This is a genomic window from Mesorhizobium sp. B4-1-3, from assembly GCF_006439355.1.
GTDB lineage: Bacteria > Pseudomonadota > Alphaproteobacteria > Rhizobiales > Rhizobiaceae > Mesorhizobium.
The window spans coordinates 29,806-43,633 of sequence record NZ_VFTG01000024.1 but is presented as its reverse complement, the minus strand read 5'-3'; the positions used below and the strand labels follow the sequence as shown (position 1 = coordinate 43,633).

General features: G+C 61.7%; 10 protein-coding genes and 1 tRNA gene. 6 read left to right on the top strand and 5 right to left on the bottom strand.

All coding sequences use genetic code 11. The features are described 5' to 3' along the window. Positions 1–44: 44 nt before the first annotated feature. Positions 45–2,078 (top strand): lytic transglycosylase domain-containing protein, encoded by a 2,034-nt coding sequence (locus FJW06_RS23880; protein ID WP_140755119.1) that lies wholly within the window; start codon positions 45–47, stop codon positions 2,076–2,078. A gap of 109 nt (positions 2,079–2,187) precedes the next feature. Beyond that, a complete protein-coding gene (locus FJW06_RS23875) occupies positions 2,188–3,084 on the top strand; it encodes an alpha/beta hydrolase (RefSeq protein WP_140755117.1) in 897 nt (298 codons plus the stop codon). 77 nt (positions 3,085–3,161) lie between these two features. Here the strand turns inward: FJW06_RS23875 and FJW06_RS23870 are convergent, their stop codons facing one another. The 3 genes from FJW06_RS23870 to FJW06_RS23860 form a co-directional block, all read right to left on the bottom strand. Then, entirely contained in the window at positions 3,162–4,238 is a 1,077-nt protein-coding gene (locus FJW06_RS23870; RefSeq protein WP_140755115.1) for a site-specific integrase, read from the bottom strand. Positions 4,239–4,481: 243 nt separating this feature from the next. Then, a complete protein-coding gene (locus tag FJW06_RS23865) occupies positions 4,482–5,618 on the bottom strand; it encodes a porin (RefSeq protein ID WP_140755113.1) in 1,137 nt (378 codons plus the stop codon). Positions 5,619–6,006: 388 nt separating this feature from the next. After that, positions 6,007–6,097: transfer RNA gene (locus tag FJW06_RS23860), tRNA-Ser, on the bottom strand. Positions 6,098–6,434: 337 nt separating this feature from the next. On the opposite strand from FJW06_RS23860, the gene FJW06_RS23855 reads away from it, so the two are divergent. After that, the gene (locus FJW06_RS23855) at positions 6,435–7,610 is read left to right on the top strand and encodes a porin (protein WP_140755111.1); all 1,176 of its coding nucleotides are present in this window, start codon (positions 6,435–6,437) and stop codon (positions 7,608–7,610) included. A 352-nt stretch (positions 7,611–7,962) separates the two neighbouring features. On the opposite strand, the gene FJW06_RS23850 is transcribed toward FJW06_RS23855, so the two are convergent. Next, positions 7,963–9,642, bottom strand: a complete 1,680-nt coding sequence (locus FJW06_RS23850) for a sulfotransferase (RefSeq protein WP_140755109.1) — start codon at positions 9,640–9,642, stop codon at positions 7,963–7,965. 64 nt (positions 9,643–9,706) lie between these two features. After that, on the bottom strand, positions 9,707–11,368 hold the full coding sequence (locus FJW06_RS23845) for a sulfotransferase (protein WP_140755107.1): 1,662 nt from the start codon (positions 11,366–11,368) through the stop codon (positions 9,707–9,709). 135 nt (positions 11,369–11,503) lie between these two features. Between FJW06_RS23845 and FJW06_RS23840 the strand changes: the two genes are divergently transcribed. The 3 genes from FJW06_RS23840 to FJW06_RS23830 all read left to right on the top strand — a co-directional run bounded on the left by FJW06_RS23840 (position 11,504) and on the right by FJW06_RS23830 (position 13,812). Further along, the gene (locus tag FJW06_RS23840) at positions 11,504–12,616 is read left to right on the top strand and encodes a pyridoxal phosphate-dependent aminotransferase (RefSeq protein WP_140755105.1); all 1,113 of its coding nucleotides are present in this window, start codon (positions 11,504–11,506) and stop codon (positions 12,614–12,616) included. Between the two features lie 67 nt (positions 12,617–12,683). Next, complete coding sequence (locus tag FJW06_RS23835) at positions 12,684–12,965, top strand: acylphosphatase (protein WP_140755103.1); 282 nt, start codon at positions 12,684–12,686, stop codon at positions 12,963–12,965. 205 nt (positions 12,966–13,170) lie between these two features. Beyond that, positions 13,171–13,812 carry a TetR/AcrR family transcriptional regulator gene (locus tag FJW06_RS23830; protein WP_140755101.1) on the top strand — a complete coding sequence of 214 codons (642 nt, stop codon included), beginning with the start codon at positions 13,171–13,173 and terminating at the stop codon, positions 13,810–13,812. Positions 13,813–13,828: the final 16 nt, after the last annotated feature.

Below are 13,828 nucleotides of genomic sequence, written 5' to 3'. Positions count from 1 at the left end.
TTCTCGAGTGCCCGCGCCTGCTGACAATGTGCTAGGGTCGTAAAATGCCGACGAGGCGGCCTCATCTCTTCGCGCTTTTGGGCGCGATCGTCGCGCTGATGCCAGGCATGGCGATCGGCGGCAGCGTCGACGCGCGCGTGACTGCCTCGATCCCGGCTCCCGATGCACCGCCGGCGCCCGGCCCCACCGCTCCGTCCGCCGATATAGCGCAACTGAAGAGCGGCCTCGACGCGCTCGCCGCCAACAACATCGTCGGGGCGCGCAATGCGCGCGACACGCTGCCCGCCATTTCGCTCGACCGGCATATCCTGGCCTGGGCGATCGCGCTTTATGGCGGCGACCAGGTGCCGAGCGGCGAGATTGCCGACGCCGCCAAGATGCTTCCCGGGTGGCCGGGCACCATCGCGCTGCGCAAGAACAGCGAGCGCGCGCTCTATCGCGAGAATCCACCGCCGCAAGTGGTGGTGCAAGCTTTCGGCCGCAGCCAGCCACTGACGCCGGAGGGCGTCATCATCCTTGCCCGCTCGCAGGTGGCGCTTGGCAACCAGGCCGCCGCTCGCGCGGTGCTGGTGCCGTTTTGGCGCAGCGAGAAGCTGGAAGCCAAGGATGAGAACGCCATCATCAAGGAGTTCGGCACGCTTATCCCGGCGGCCGACCATCGCTACCGCATGGAGCGCATGTTCTATGCCGACCGGCCGTCCTCGGCGCTACGGGTCGCCGGCCTCGCCGGCGCGCAGCCGCTGGCGGATGCGTGGGCGGCAGTCGACAAGGGCGACAAAAACGCCGCCAAGCTGTTGAGGGCGGTGCCCGCTGCGCAGCGCTCGGCAGGCTATTTCTTCGCCGAGGCGGAATATCTGCGCAGGCAGCAGAAATTCGCCGATGCCGCCGCTGTCGTGATGAAGGCGCCGGCGGACCGCGATGCGCTGGTCGATCCCGATGCCTGGTGGGTCGAACGCCGCGTGCTCTCGCGCGAGCTGGTCGACCAGGGCGACATGAAAACCGCCTACAAAATCGTCTCCATGCACGCGGCCGAAAGCCCGGCCAATGCCGCCGAGGCTGAATTCCATGCCGGCTGGTACGCACTGCGCGGCCTCAACGATCCGGCGACCGCCGCCATCCACTTCAAGCGCATCGCCGAGCTCGCGCAGGGACCGGTGTCGCTGTCGCGCGCCTATTACTGGCTCGGCCGCGCGGCGGAAGTCGGCGGCCCGGGCAGCGCCAAGGATTATTTCACGCGCGCGGCCAGCTACGGCACCACCTTCTACGGCCAGCTCGCGGGCGAGCGCGTGGGCTTGAGGACGCTCAACATCGTCTATCCGAAACCGAGCGCCGCCGACCGCCAGAGCTTTGACGGCCGCGAGGCGGTCGCCGCGATCAAGCGGCTGCAGGAGGCGGGCTATGACCGCTACGCCGAAACGCTCTACCGCGACCTTGCCGGACAGTTGACCAGCCCGGGCGAACTGGCGCTGCTTGCGGTGCTGGCCGAAAGTCAGGGCAACCATTTCATGGCGCTGAAGGTCGGCAAGATCGCCGCCCAGCGCGGCATAGATGTCGGCGCGCTGTCGCATCCGCTGGGCGTCATTCCCGATTCGGCCAATATTTCGGGGTCGGGTAAGGCGCTTGCCTATGCGATCGCCCGCCAGGAAAGCGAGTTCAACGTCGGCGCCGTTTCCAGCGCCGGCGCGCGCGGCCTGCTGCAGTTGATGCCGGGCACGGCCAAGCAGCTGGCGAAGAAGGCCGGCATGAGTTTCTCGCAGGCGCGGCTGACGAGCGATGCCGGCTACAACGCGACGTTGGGCTCGGCTTTCCTCGGCGAGCAGCTCGACCGCTTCGGCGGCTCCTATGTGCTGACCTTCGCCGGCTACAATGCGGGCCCGAACCGCGCCGCCCAATGGGTAGCGAAATACGGCGATCCGCGTGGCAAGGACGTGGACGCCGTCGTCGATTGGATCGAGCGGATTCCGTACACGGAAACAAGAAGTTACGTGCAGCGCGTGATGGAGAATTACGAGGTCTACAGGATGCGCATTTCGGGGAAATACGACATCGTAGGGGACCTTGTGAACGGACGCAGCTGAGGCAGCGCCATTCCCTTCTCCCTTGGGGGAGAAGGAAAGAACTACTCATTTGACGATTCCCGCCCTCGCCTGTAGCTGTCGGCCATCCCCAGCGAGGAGCGGTATTCCGATGGCGAGCGACGGCTTTTCTGACTTTTTCTACGCCGCGCCTGACGGCCTGAAGCTCCACGCCCGGATTTATGGCGAGGCGAATGGCAAGGGCTGGCCGGTCGTTTGCCTGCCCGGCCTCACGCGTAACGCGCGCGACTTCCATGAACTGGCCCTCTATCTTTCCAATGGGGCCAAGAATCCGCGCAAGGTCGTCGCCTTCGACTATCGCGGACGCGGGCAATCGGACCACGATCCCGATATCGGCCACTATAATGTCGGGGTTGAAGCCGGCGACGTGCTTGCCGGACTGTCCGCGCTCGACGTCGAGCAGGCCGCCTTCATCGGCACCTCGCGCGGCGGCCTCATCATCCATGTGCTCGGCGCATTGAAGCCTGCCGTGCTGAAGGCCATCGTGCTGAACGACATCGGCCCGGTGATCGAGGCGGAGGGCCTTGCCCATATCCGCTCCTATCTCGACCGCGCGCCGAAACCGAAGACCTTCGCCGGGGCGGTGGATGCGCAGCGGCGCGTGCATGGCGCCGACTTCTCGGCGCTAGCCGACGCCGACTGGGCGCGAATGGTCCGGGCAATCTGCCGCGAGACGGAGGTCGGCTGGGTGCCGGATTTCGATCCGGCCCTGGTCGACACGCTGGCCGGCATCGACTTCGGCAAGCCACTGCCGGATCTGTGGCCGCAATTCGACCCGCTTGCGGCCATTCCGCTGCTTGCCATTCGCGGCGCAAACTCGAAGCTGCTTTCCACGGCAACGCTTAACGAGATGCAGAAGCGGCATCCCGGCATGGAAACGATCACCGCCGAAGGTCAGGGCCACGCGCCCTTCCTCGAAACCGGCGATTTGCCGGAGAAGATCGCCGCATTCCTCGATCGAGAAGAAAATCAGGTCAACGAAAAGTAAAGCCCGAGACTTATCGGCCCCCGGGCTTTGTGCTGAAGTATAGAATTTTTACGCGCCAGCGGCGCCGATCCGACAGCCTATTCGCCTTTCGAGCGCTTGCGGGACGCCTTGACCGGTTCCGACCCTTTCGCTTTCCGAGACGATGGGGCAGAGGTCGGCGTGGTGAGGGGCGACGCGAACACAGAGTTCTCCGCCGACCGCGGCGAGGCTTCACCGCCGCGCGGCTTTTCCAGAACGACGACGCAGCCGTCGAGATCGTTGGTGGCCAGATGCGCGTAACGCATGGTCATCGATAATGTCTGGTGGCCCAGCCACATCTGGACGCGCCTTATGTCGATACCGCCCTGGACGAGGCGTGAAGCGCAAGTGTGACGCAAGATATGCGGCACCACCTGTTCATCGGCGCCGAGACCGACTTCCGTCTTCGCTTCGTTCCAGATCGCACGGTACTGCGCCTGGGTCAGCTTGGTGAACGGGCCTTTCGGTCGGCGCCCTTCCGTGTTCGGCGGAAGCTTGATCACTTCCTTGACGCGTTCGGTCATCGGAATGGTGCGGCTGCGCCCGGATTTGGTGATCCAGAAGGAGACCCGGTGTTCCTGGATGTCGTTCCAGATCAGGCCGAGTGCCTCGCCGAGACGACAGCCGGTATCGATCAGGAAGACGGAAAGCCTATAGGCATCCTCGCTGCGGCTCCTGATTGCCGCGAACAGCCTCGCCTCTTCGTCCCTTTCGAGGAAACGAATCCGTCCCGCCCGCTCCTTCTGGCGGCGGAACTCGGGCAGGCTGTGGATATCTCCCATCTTATGCGCCTTACGCAGCAATTTGCTGAGGGCAGCCATCTTGCGATTGATGGTTGCGTTGCTGTTGCCGCGCTGGCGCAATGTACCGATAAGATTGTCCAGGGTGTTCTGGTCAAAGGTGCTGAAACGCTCTCCGAGCAGGATCTCGTCTATTTCACCGATGAAAGAGCTGACATTGTATTTATGCCGCCCATCATCCCAGAGTATATCTCGATAAGCTGCGAAAAGCTCTCCGACCCTATACGATCTTACTTCTCTGACCTTGTTATACGTGTAGTTAAACTTCGAATTCTGAGAAGAAAAGAACGCAAAATGACCAGAGGCCTCGGCCTCTTGAACCGCTTCGTTCGACATTTCTAGCCACACCCCCTGTGGTTAAGGGACCAGCCCTAACCGCTCGGGAGCATCCTTTCAAGAGTTTTGATCACGCAGTTGTGATTCCATCCGCCAGGAGGCGAATCCCACGAAACCGCCCTACGGGATCGTCAGCTTACCGTATTCACCCCCATCCTTTCGTTGATTGCAGCAATCGCGAAAACAAAAACGGCCCGGGCGTGGAAGCGCCCGGGCCGGATTTCACCTGTAGGATACCAGCCCTTAGAAGTCGCGCTGGAAGCGGACGAAACCACCGAGGGCGTTCTTCTTGCCCGGAGCGATGTTCGTCCAGTTGTAGTCGTTGTTGTCGTGGTCGTTGTGAGCCCAGTCGAGTTCGGTGATGACCGAGAAGCCAGGAACGATCGTGTAGGCAACGTTCGCCGCCAGACCGAACTCCTTGGCTTCGTCATACGAAACCTGCAGGTTGAACGACGTCTTCTCGTTGAACTTGTAGGTGCCACCGCCCCACACAGCCCAATTGCCGCCCCACGGCTTGTAGAAGTTGCGTGGAGCGTTGTCGTCCGTGCCGTAGCCGCCGATGACAAACAGCGAGAAGGCATCGTTGACGTTCACGTCCAAGCGAACCTTGCCGGCCCACTCTTCCCAGTTGCTGTTGTAAGCGACGACACCGCTGATGCCGCCCCAGCCTTGCGTCCACTTCACGCCGCCGACGATATGCGGCACGTAGCTGTCGATGAGTTCGCTACCCGGGAACGTCCCGGTGCCGTCAGTGGTACGAGGGCTTGCGTCGTGATAGCCACCGTACGAATTGCCCTCTTCGAACGAGATGATCGCCGAGAAGCCGTTGCCAGCATCGAAGGTGTAGCTGATCAGGTTGGTGTCGAAGCCGCCGTAAGGCACGATCGTATCGTTGATGACCGCGCCGGCATAGCCCTGGAAGGTATCGAAGGCCGATTCGTCAGCGCCGATACGCAGACCGCCGAGCTGGACCCAAGCAAAGTGGGTATTGACCGACGAAGCACCGTCGCTGAAGTCGAAGCGGGTCTCCGTGTAGGTCTTCAGGGTGCCGAGCTCGGTTTCCTGACCGGTCCAGGTCTTCAGCGCGAAGCGGGCGTTCTTGTGCCACGAACGCTGCGAGTCGCCGTCCATGACGTCGGTGGTGCCGCGACCGGTGAACGAGCCCCGCTCACCAGCCGAAGCGTCATAGCGAACATAGCCGCCGATGCGCAGGCAGGTTTCGGTGCCCGGGATGTAGAAGTAGCCAGCGCCGTAGACGTCGCAGATCTTGACGTATTCGGCCGGTTCCGGCTCGGCGACGGTCACTGCGTCGGCGGCGCGAGCACCGGAAACTGCGATCAGTGCCGCAGCTGAGCCGAGAAGAAGGCTCTTGATGTTCATTTTCTGACCTCCAGTCAAAAGTTAAAAAACGGGTCTGGGTATTTTTTGCTGAAGGACAGCGTTCCCTGCCCCATCCCCACTACCGAAAAAGATGCGCACCGCGCCGCTCCTTCGAAGCTGACATTACCCATGAGCCGGCGCCGTTCAACCACGATCGTACCGCCGCAAGGGCTGTCCGGGCGCTATCGCCGGGCGTTGTTGCACAAATGACACGATTTGGCCTCACTCAGAAAGCTCTCGTTAACCATCGAGGCCCTTGGGCCCTGAATCCGGGCGAATCCGGCGATCAACTGGCTGCATTGTGGCGGTCTGGCGAGTCGCGCTGCCAGGTTGTTGCCAGAGAATCGCCTTGCAAGGGAAGATTTGTCGCGCGCGGCGCGGGGGAAGATGGCGGAGAGGATGGGATTCGAACCCACGAGAAGCTTTTGACCTCTACTCCCTTAGCAGGGGAGCGCCTTCGACCACTCGGCCACCTCTCCGTTGCGCCGCTGGATAAAGAAAAGCGCGGGGACAATCAACAAGCCGGGGCCATAATCGCCGAAAAATCCTTGGTCCGGCAGCTGCGACAGCGGGCGCCGTACCGGCATGACATCGGATCATGAGCGGCAGATCGGGGCTTGCGCAGCCTTTTCGAGCCAAGTCCCGGCGACTCATTCAAACTCCCGTCGCACACCGGGAACCGGACGCGCAATCGCCCGAGCAAATACCTTTGGCTTCGCTGCCTAAGGCGAAAAAGAAAGCAATAACAAAGCATTGATGGTGATTTCGACGGAGGACGCCTAACGCTTCCACTCGATTCTGACTGGAGGTCAGAAAATGAACATCAAGAGCCTTCTTCTCGGCTCAGCTGCGGCCCTGATCGCAGTTTCCGGTGCTCGCGCCGCCGACGCGGTGACCGTCGCCGAGCCGGAACCCGCCGAATACGTCAAGATCTGCGACGTGTACGGCTCCGGCTACTTCTACATCCCGGGCACAGAGACCTGCCTGCGCATCGGCGGTTATGTCCGCTATGACGCCGGCTTCGGCGATGTCGGCACCTTCACCGGCGCACGCGCCGACGACGTCGTCACCGGCAAGAACCAGGGCACCTGGTACAAGGACGCCCGCTTCACGCTGAAGACCTGGACCGGCCAGGAAACGGAACTCGGCACGTTGAAGACCTATACCGAAACGCGCATGAACTTCCAAAATTCGCCCTTCGACAACGGGGCTGGCAATAGTGCTCATAACAGCTTCGATATGCACTTTGCCTGGATTCAGCTTGGCGGCCTGCGGGTGGGCCTGGACGAATCGGCATTCGACACGTTCGTCGGCTACGCCGGCAACGTCATCAACGACACTATCGTTCCCTATGGCGGGTTCAAGACCGGTGTCGTTCAGTACTACTTCGACGCCGGCAACGGCTTCTCGGCGATGGCCTCTCTCGAAGAGGGTTCCGGCGGCGGCGCGCTCGCCCGGGGTACTGGCACCTACGGTTATGGCCGCAGCACGATCGACAGCTATGTTCCGCATGTCGTGGGCGGCGTGAAGTACACGCAGGGCTGGGGTGATGTCGTCGGCGTCGTCGCCTACGACAGCAACTACGAATATGTGTCCGGCAAGGTTCGCCTGGATGTGAACATCAACAACCAGCTGTCGCTGTTCGGCATGTTCGGCTACGCCAGCGAAGGAAAGCTTAACGATCTCGGCGCAGACCCGGCGTTCGGTCGCGGCTTCTACAAGCCGTGGGGCGGTCACTGGGGCTTCTGGGCTGGCGGCACCTACAAGTTCAGCGACAAGGCGTCGTTCAACCTTCAGGTGTCGGGTGACCAGTGGAAGGACTACGGTATCGCCGCCAACGTGGCTTACACCGTCGTTCCTGGCTTCACGATCACGCCCGAAGTCGATTACCAGCACGTCGGTTCGGGCGCCATTGCCGCCGGCAACGTTTGGGCTGGCGCCGAGAAGAAGAACTCCGTCGGCGGCATCATCCGCTTCCAGCGCGACTTCTAGGACCAGATATCTCTGGAGAGACGGGAGAACCCGGCGGGCAACCGCCGGGTTTTCTTTTTGTTTGGATGGGTGTCTCAAAAGCGCTGCGCGGTTCGGGTGGTCGAAGCCGCCCCAATCTCGTCAATGGTGGAGCAAGGAGCAAAGCTACGCGGCGCAGACCACAGAATAACGATCGCGATGGGCGTTTCGGCCAATCTCCAGGGCGTGCCACCTGCCAGCGCAAACCGAGCTGGGCGGTCAAAGTCCCTGTGCAGTGCCACCAGGCGTTCGACCCGATTGCGGCGCAGCGGCGGTGGAAAGCTTTGGATTCCGTTAGACGGCAAACCGGAGCAGCCGCACCCCGTGATCGAAGTCAAACCTCGGCGAGGTCGCCCAAGGCTTCAATCAAGGGCTGGATCTCACTTTCGTAATTCTTCCACCGCTTCACGGACGATTTGTAGATCGGCTGGCGGACCTGCCAGCGACTGGGCGTGGTGACCGCCCCTTCCCTATCGAAGAAGCGCAGGCATGCGTCGTCCCAAGGCAGGCCGAGATGATCGATGAGCCGGCGCGACTGTGGCTCTTGATTCTCGACAAGCGTCTCATAGCGATTTTCGAAGATACTACCTGGCAAAACCTCGTTCCAGTGATGCATCAGGCGGTCATATTCCCGATAGTATTGGCCGAGTACCTTCAGGTCGGTATTGTAGCTGTGCGCCGGGCTAAACGGCAAGACATAGCATGACACGCAATTGTCGATGGCATCGCGACGACACTGAACGATTCGCGCATTGGGGAACAGGAGGGCGATAAGACCGATCAGCTCAAAATTGTGCGGCTGCTTGTCGACGACCCGGAGCGCGGCAGGCGCCCGTTCCCTGAGGTAGGATAGATGCTCTTCGGCCAGCGTCCTGGCCAGCTCCGGCGTAAGAGAATTGACGGCCTTGCCCAAATCGTCAGCCGACGATTTGAGGTCGATTGCATTTGCCACCCGCCTTAATTTTTCAAGTTCTCCCGCGCCATGAACCCCAGGATGACTGGCCAGGATCTGTTCCGTCAGCGTCGTTCCGGAACGAGGCATGCCAACCACGAACACAGGGAGATCGGAAGGATTGCCAAAGCCGGACGCGGCAGCAAACAGGCCGGGCGTGAAGATTTCAATCATCGAGTCCACGAAACGACGATACTGATCGATGTCGAACTTGTGGCCGGCGGCCTGCTTGGCCTTGTTGAAATGGTCGAATGCTTCCGCGTAGCGCTTGAGGTCGTTCTGCACTTTACCGGCGGCATAGTGAAGGCTCTGCACCGCCTCCGCGTTGAGCCCCGGACGGTCGAGCTCTCGAAGGATCGATTGGAGTTCCGGGGGCTCCTCGCTATATTTCCGGCTCTGCACGAGCTCGTAGTAAGCGGCCGCTACGTCGACGCGTCGTTCGATGGCCTCATTGAGATAGGCGCCGGCCTCGTCCATACGTCCCAGGCCGGTTAGCGTAGCAGCCATCCCGATACGCGCCTTGGGATGGTCACGGTTGATCTTCAGCGCCTTCTCATAAAGCGGCAATGCCAGGTCAGGTTTGTCGAACTCGGTATAAACACGCCCCAGGGCGCAAAGGGCCTCGACAAGATCGGGCTGTATTTCCAGGGCATGCCGGATGTACCTGATGGCTGCCGAGAATTCACTCACTCTCGCATAGGCTTCGCCGAAGCTGAGATGGTAATATGCATTTTTCGGGTCTTCGGCGACCGCGCGCGCGAAATAGCGCAGAGCCGCCTCGTCGTCATAGCCCAGACAAACCGTGCCCATGATGTATAGGGCCAGCGGATGGTTCGGCGTCCGCGCCAGCACCTGAAGGCATAAATCCTGCGCTTCAGCAAACCGTTTGGCCTGTTGATGCTCATAAGCTTTCTTCAGCAGCGCATCATCGGCCTGCGCGCGCGCGAACGAATTTGCTTTCGGCAGGCCTGGCTGTGGCGGGTTTGCCTGGGGCCATCTGGGTTTCGGCGCAGCGCCGGATTTGAGGTGTTTTGACCAGGCAGGCGGCAGACGATTGCTCATCCGGTCTGCTATCAATAACCGCCGAAGGAATCCAGTCAAAGCTTGGTGAGCGCGAGCCTGTCGTTCAAGTATCCGCGAGATCGCCAAGCGCCTCGATCAGCGGCTGAATTTCGTTTTCATAGTTCTTCCAGCGCTTGACCGATGTCTTGTAGATCGGCTGCCGGACCTGCCAACGGCTCGCCGTGGTCACGGAACCCTCCTTGTCGAAAAAGCGCAGGCAGGCATCGTCCCACGGCAAGCCGATGTAGTCGATCAGCCGGCGCGACTGTGCCTCCTGGTCGTCAACGAGCGTCTCATAGCGATTCTCGAAGATGCGGCCTGGAAGCACTTCATTCCAATGCCGCATCAAGCGGTCATATTCGCGATAGTACAAGCCCAGGGTTCTCAGGTCATTGCTGTAGCTGTGATAACCATTGAACGGCAGAACGAAGCAGGAAATGCAATTGTCGATGGCGTCGCGACGACAGTGAATGATGCGCGCCTTGGGAAAGAGCAGGCCAATAAGGCCGATTAGCTCAAAATTGTGCGGCATCTTGTCGACGATACGCAGCGCCGTGGCCGACCGTTTCGCAAGATAAGACAAATGCTCCATGGCGAGCGTTTTCGACAGTTCCGGCGTGATCGAATCGACAATCCCGCTTAACTTGCCAGCCAATGAGGGCTTGAGGCCGATGGCATTCGCAACTCGCCCCAATTTGGCAAGCTCCCCCGCGCCGTAGACATCGGGATGACTGGCCAGGATCTGTTCCGTCAGCGTCGTCCCGGAGCGCGGCATGCCGACCACGAAAACCGGCTGTTCGGAGGAATCGCCAAAGCTGTGCTCGGCGGCGGCAAATAGCCCCGGTGTGAAGACCTCGATCAGCGCGTCGACCCACCGACGATACCGGTCGATGTCGAATGGTTGAGAAGCCTGTCTCGCCTTCCGGAAATGATCGAACGCTTCATCGTAGCGTTTGAGATCGTTGAGCATCTTGCCGGCGGCATGGTGGAGCAGCCGAGCGCCGTCCGGTCCGAGTTTCGCATTGCCAAGTTCACGAAGAATGGCCCGGAGTTCCGGAGGCTCCTGAGTGAACTTCCGCGTATGCGCAAGACGGTAATAGGCGCCCGGCAGGTCCATGCGCCGCTCTATCGCCTGGTTCAGACAGGCGGCGGCTTCATCCATGCGGCCCACGCTGCTGAGGGCATTGGCCATCCCCACTCTGATCTCGGGGTGATCGGGGTCGATTTTCAGCGCTTTCTCGTAAAGCGGCAAAGCCAGGTCTGGCTTATCGGATTCCACATAGGCACGGCCCAAGGCACAAAGAGCCGCGACAAGATCGGGCTGCAGTTCCAGGGCGTATCGCATATGCTCGATCGCCGGCGAGTGTTCGCCGACCTTAAGATAGGCGTCGCCCAGGCTGAGGTGATAATAGGCATTGCGCGGCTCCTCCGCGATGGCGCGGGCAAAATATTGCAACGCCGTCTCGTCGTCATAGCCCAGGCATATAGTTCCCATGATAAAAAGGGCGCCCGGATGGTTCGGCGTGCGCGCCAGAACCTGCAGGCACAGATCCTGAGCCTGCTCCGGACGCTTGGCCTGCTTATGCTCATAAGCTTGCTTCAGCAGCAGGTCGTCGGACTGCGCGCGTGCGTCCGGTCTCGAGGGATTCGCTTGCGGCAATCGGGGTTTGGGCGCCGGACCGGACTTGATGTGTTTGGCCCAGGCGGGTGGGAGACGGTTGTTCATGGCGTTTCGCTAGCAAAAGAAGCCGCCGGAATCCAGCCCGCTCGAGACCATGCCTCGCCAGCGGGTCCCACCCAAGCTTGCGCCGGTCGGGGGATCACGCTAGCAAGAACGCCCCTTTCTACGCGAGCCTGTGCCATGCTTCGTCGCCCTTCCCTCACGCCGATCATCGGCGCGCTTCCCACCACGGTGCCGTTCGTCGGTCCGGAGGCGCAGGAGCGTGAGCGCGGGCGGCCGTTCCGCGCCCGCATCGGCGCCAATGAAAGCAGTTTCGGCCCCTCGCCGCGCGTCATCGCCCGGATGGAGAGCGTTGCCCGCGACCAGTGGATGTATTGCGATCCCGACAATTACGAACTCAAGGTGGCGGCCGCCGCGCATCACGGCGTGGCCGTCGAAAACGTGGTCGTGGGCGAAGGCATCGACGGCCTGCTCGGCCTGGTAGCGCGCATGTATGTCGGTCCCGGCGAAGCCGTGGTCACCTCGCTCGGCGCCTATCCCACCTTCAACTTCCACATTGCCGGCGTCGGCGGCCGGCTGGTGACGGTCCCCTATGCCAACGATAAGGAATATCTCGACGGGCTTCTCGCCAAGGTCGCGAGCGAAAAGGCGCCGCTGGTCTATCTCTCCAATCCCGACAATCCGATGGGAAGCTGGTGGGAGGCACCGGATGTCGTCCGCTTCATCGAAGCGCTGCCGGAAACCACCATGCTGGTGCTCGACGAGGCCTATGGCGAATTGGGACCGGCCTCCGCGCTGCCGGCGATCGATGTCGCGCGGCCGAACGTCATCCGCATGCGCACCTTCTCCAAGGCTTACGGACTGGCCGGCATACGCTGCGGCTATGCGGTCGCGGAAGCGGAGGTGATCCGCGATTTCGAGAAGATCCGCAATCATTACGGCGTCAGCCGCATGGCGCAGATCGCCGGCCTCGAGGCGCTTGCCGACCAGGACTATTTGCGGTCGGTGGTGGCGCGCGTGGCGGCGGGCCGCGAGCGCATTTCAACCATCGCCAGGCAGAACGATCTCAAGCCGTTGCCGTCTGCGACCAATTTCGTCACCATCGACTGCGGCCGCGACGGCGCCTTCGCGCTGAAGGTCATGCAGAACCTCTTGTCGCGCGACGTGTTCATCCGCAAGCCGATGGCGCCACGGCTCGACCGCTGCATAAGGGTGAGCGTCGGCCTAGACCATGAGCTCGACATCTTCGCCGAGGAACTGCCGGGCGCCCTGGCGGCGGCGCGGGGGAACTGATCCAGTCCCTTGTTGCCTTTGCCCTTTGCCGTGCCAGATTCCGCCAAGTGCAACGCGGAATAAGGCAATGCAGGGCGAACACAGAATCGTTCGGGCGCGCGTTTCCGGTGCGGTGCAAGGCGTGAGCTACCGCGTCTGGGCACGAGGCGAAGCCGTGCGTCTTGGGCTGACGGGTTGGGTGCGCAACGAGCGCGACGGCTCGGTCACCGCACTGATCGCCGGCGCCGATGGCGCCGTCACGGCAATGATTGAACGCCTGTGGCAAGGGCCGCGGGGCGCGCTTGTCTCGAAGGTCGAGATCGAGGAAGCGGCCGACGACGCGCCCGTGGATTTCAGGATCATCGTCTAGACGTGATGGCGTTTCGTTGAATCGCCCTCACGATCTAACTCTTTGTTGGAGCATGATCTTTCTCCGAAAACGGGTTCCCACTTTTCGGGATCATGCTCTAGCCTCATCTTGTCCTGCAAACCATAGCGGGGGACAAGTGCATGGCACATCTTGAATTAATTGAACGTTCGTTTTATTAATGCCGCGGCGGGTACCGGAGGTAAGCGTGGCGCGCACTACAGGTTCCGATGGGGAAAAGACCGAGGCCGCCGTCCGCGAAGCGGCAGTCAGCCTGATCGCGCGGCTGGGCTACGAGGCGATGTCGATGCGACAGCTGGCGGCGGAGGTCGGCGTGCAGGCGGCCGCGCTCTACCGCTATTTTCCAACCAAGGAGGATCTTCTGTTCACGCTGATGCGTGAGCATATGGAAGGTCTGCTCGAGGCCTGGAGCGCGGCGCGACCGGCCAACGCCGATCCGGTCACCCGGCTTGCAGCCTATGTCGAGAACCACATCGCCTTCCACATCGAGCGGCGCCACGCCACCCATGTCTCCAACATGGAGTTGCGCAGCCTGTCGCATGAAAGGCTGACGCAGATCCTCAAGATGCGCACGGCCTATGAAAAGGAGCTGCGCATGATCCTGCGCGACGGCGCCGAGGCCGGTGTCTTTCAGGTCGACGACACCGGGCTAACCGCCATGGCGCTGATCCAGATGATGACCGGCGTCATCGTCTGGTTCCGTCCGGGCGCGCGGCTGTCGATCGCCGAAGTCACGGCATCATATCTTTCGATGACAATGCGCCTTGTCGGCGCGACAATCAGCCATGGCACCGCGCGTCCTTCCGGGCGCGCCGCCGTGGCGCTCTGATTGAGGCATGGTCCCC

What these genes read in the sequence shown, in the direction of transcription:
- FJW06_RS23865 (WP_140755113.1), bottom strand. Translation starts at nt 5,618, where the DNA reads ATGAACATCAAGAGCCTTCTTCTCGGCTCAGCTGCGGCACTGATCGCA.
- FJW06_RS23855 (WP_140755111.1), top strand. Translation starts at nt 6,435, where the DNA reads ATGAACATCAAGAGCCTTCTTCTCGGCTCAGCTGCGGCCCTGATCGCA.
- FJW06_RS23870 (WP_140755115.1), bottom strand. Translation starts at nt 4,238, where the DNA reads ATGTCGAACGAAGCGGTTCAAGAGGCCGAGGCCTCTGGTCATTTTGCG.
- FJW06_RS23840 (WP_140755105.1), top strand. Translation starts at nt 11,504, where the DNA reads ATGCTTCGTCGCCCTTCCCTCACGCCGATCATCGGCGCGCTTCCCACC.
- FJW06_RS23845 (WP_140755107.1), bottom strand. Translation starts at nt 11,368, where the DNA reads ATGAACAACCGTCTCCCACCCGCCTGGGCCAAACACATCAAGTCCGGT.
- FJW06_RS23835 (WP_140755103.1), top strand. Translation starts at nt 12,684, where the DNA reads ATGCAGGGCGAACACAGAATCGTTCGGGCGCGCGTTTCCGGTGCGGTG.
- FJW06_RS23850 (WP_140755109.1), bottom strand. Translation starts at nt 9,642, where the DNA reads ATGAGCAATCGTCTGCCGCCTGCCTGGTCAAAACACCTCAAATCCGGC.
- FJW06_RS23880 (WP_140755119.1), top strand. Translation starts at nt 45, where the DNA reads ATGCCGACGAGGCGGCCTCATCTCTTCGCGCTTTTGGGCGCGATCGTC.
- FJW06_RS23875 (WP_140755117.1), top strand. Translation starts at nt 2,188, where the DNA reads ATGGCGAGCGACGGCTTTTCTGACTTTTTCTACGCCGCGCCTGACGGC.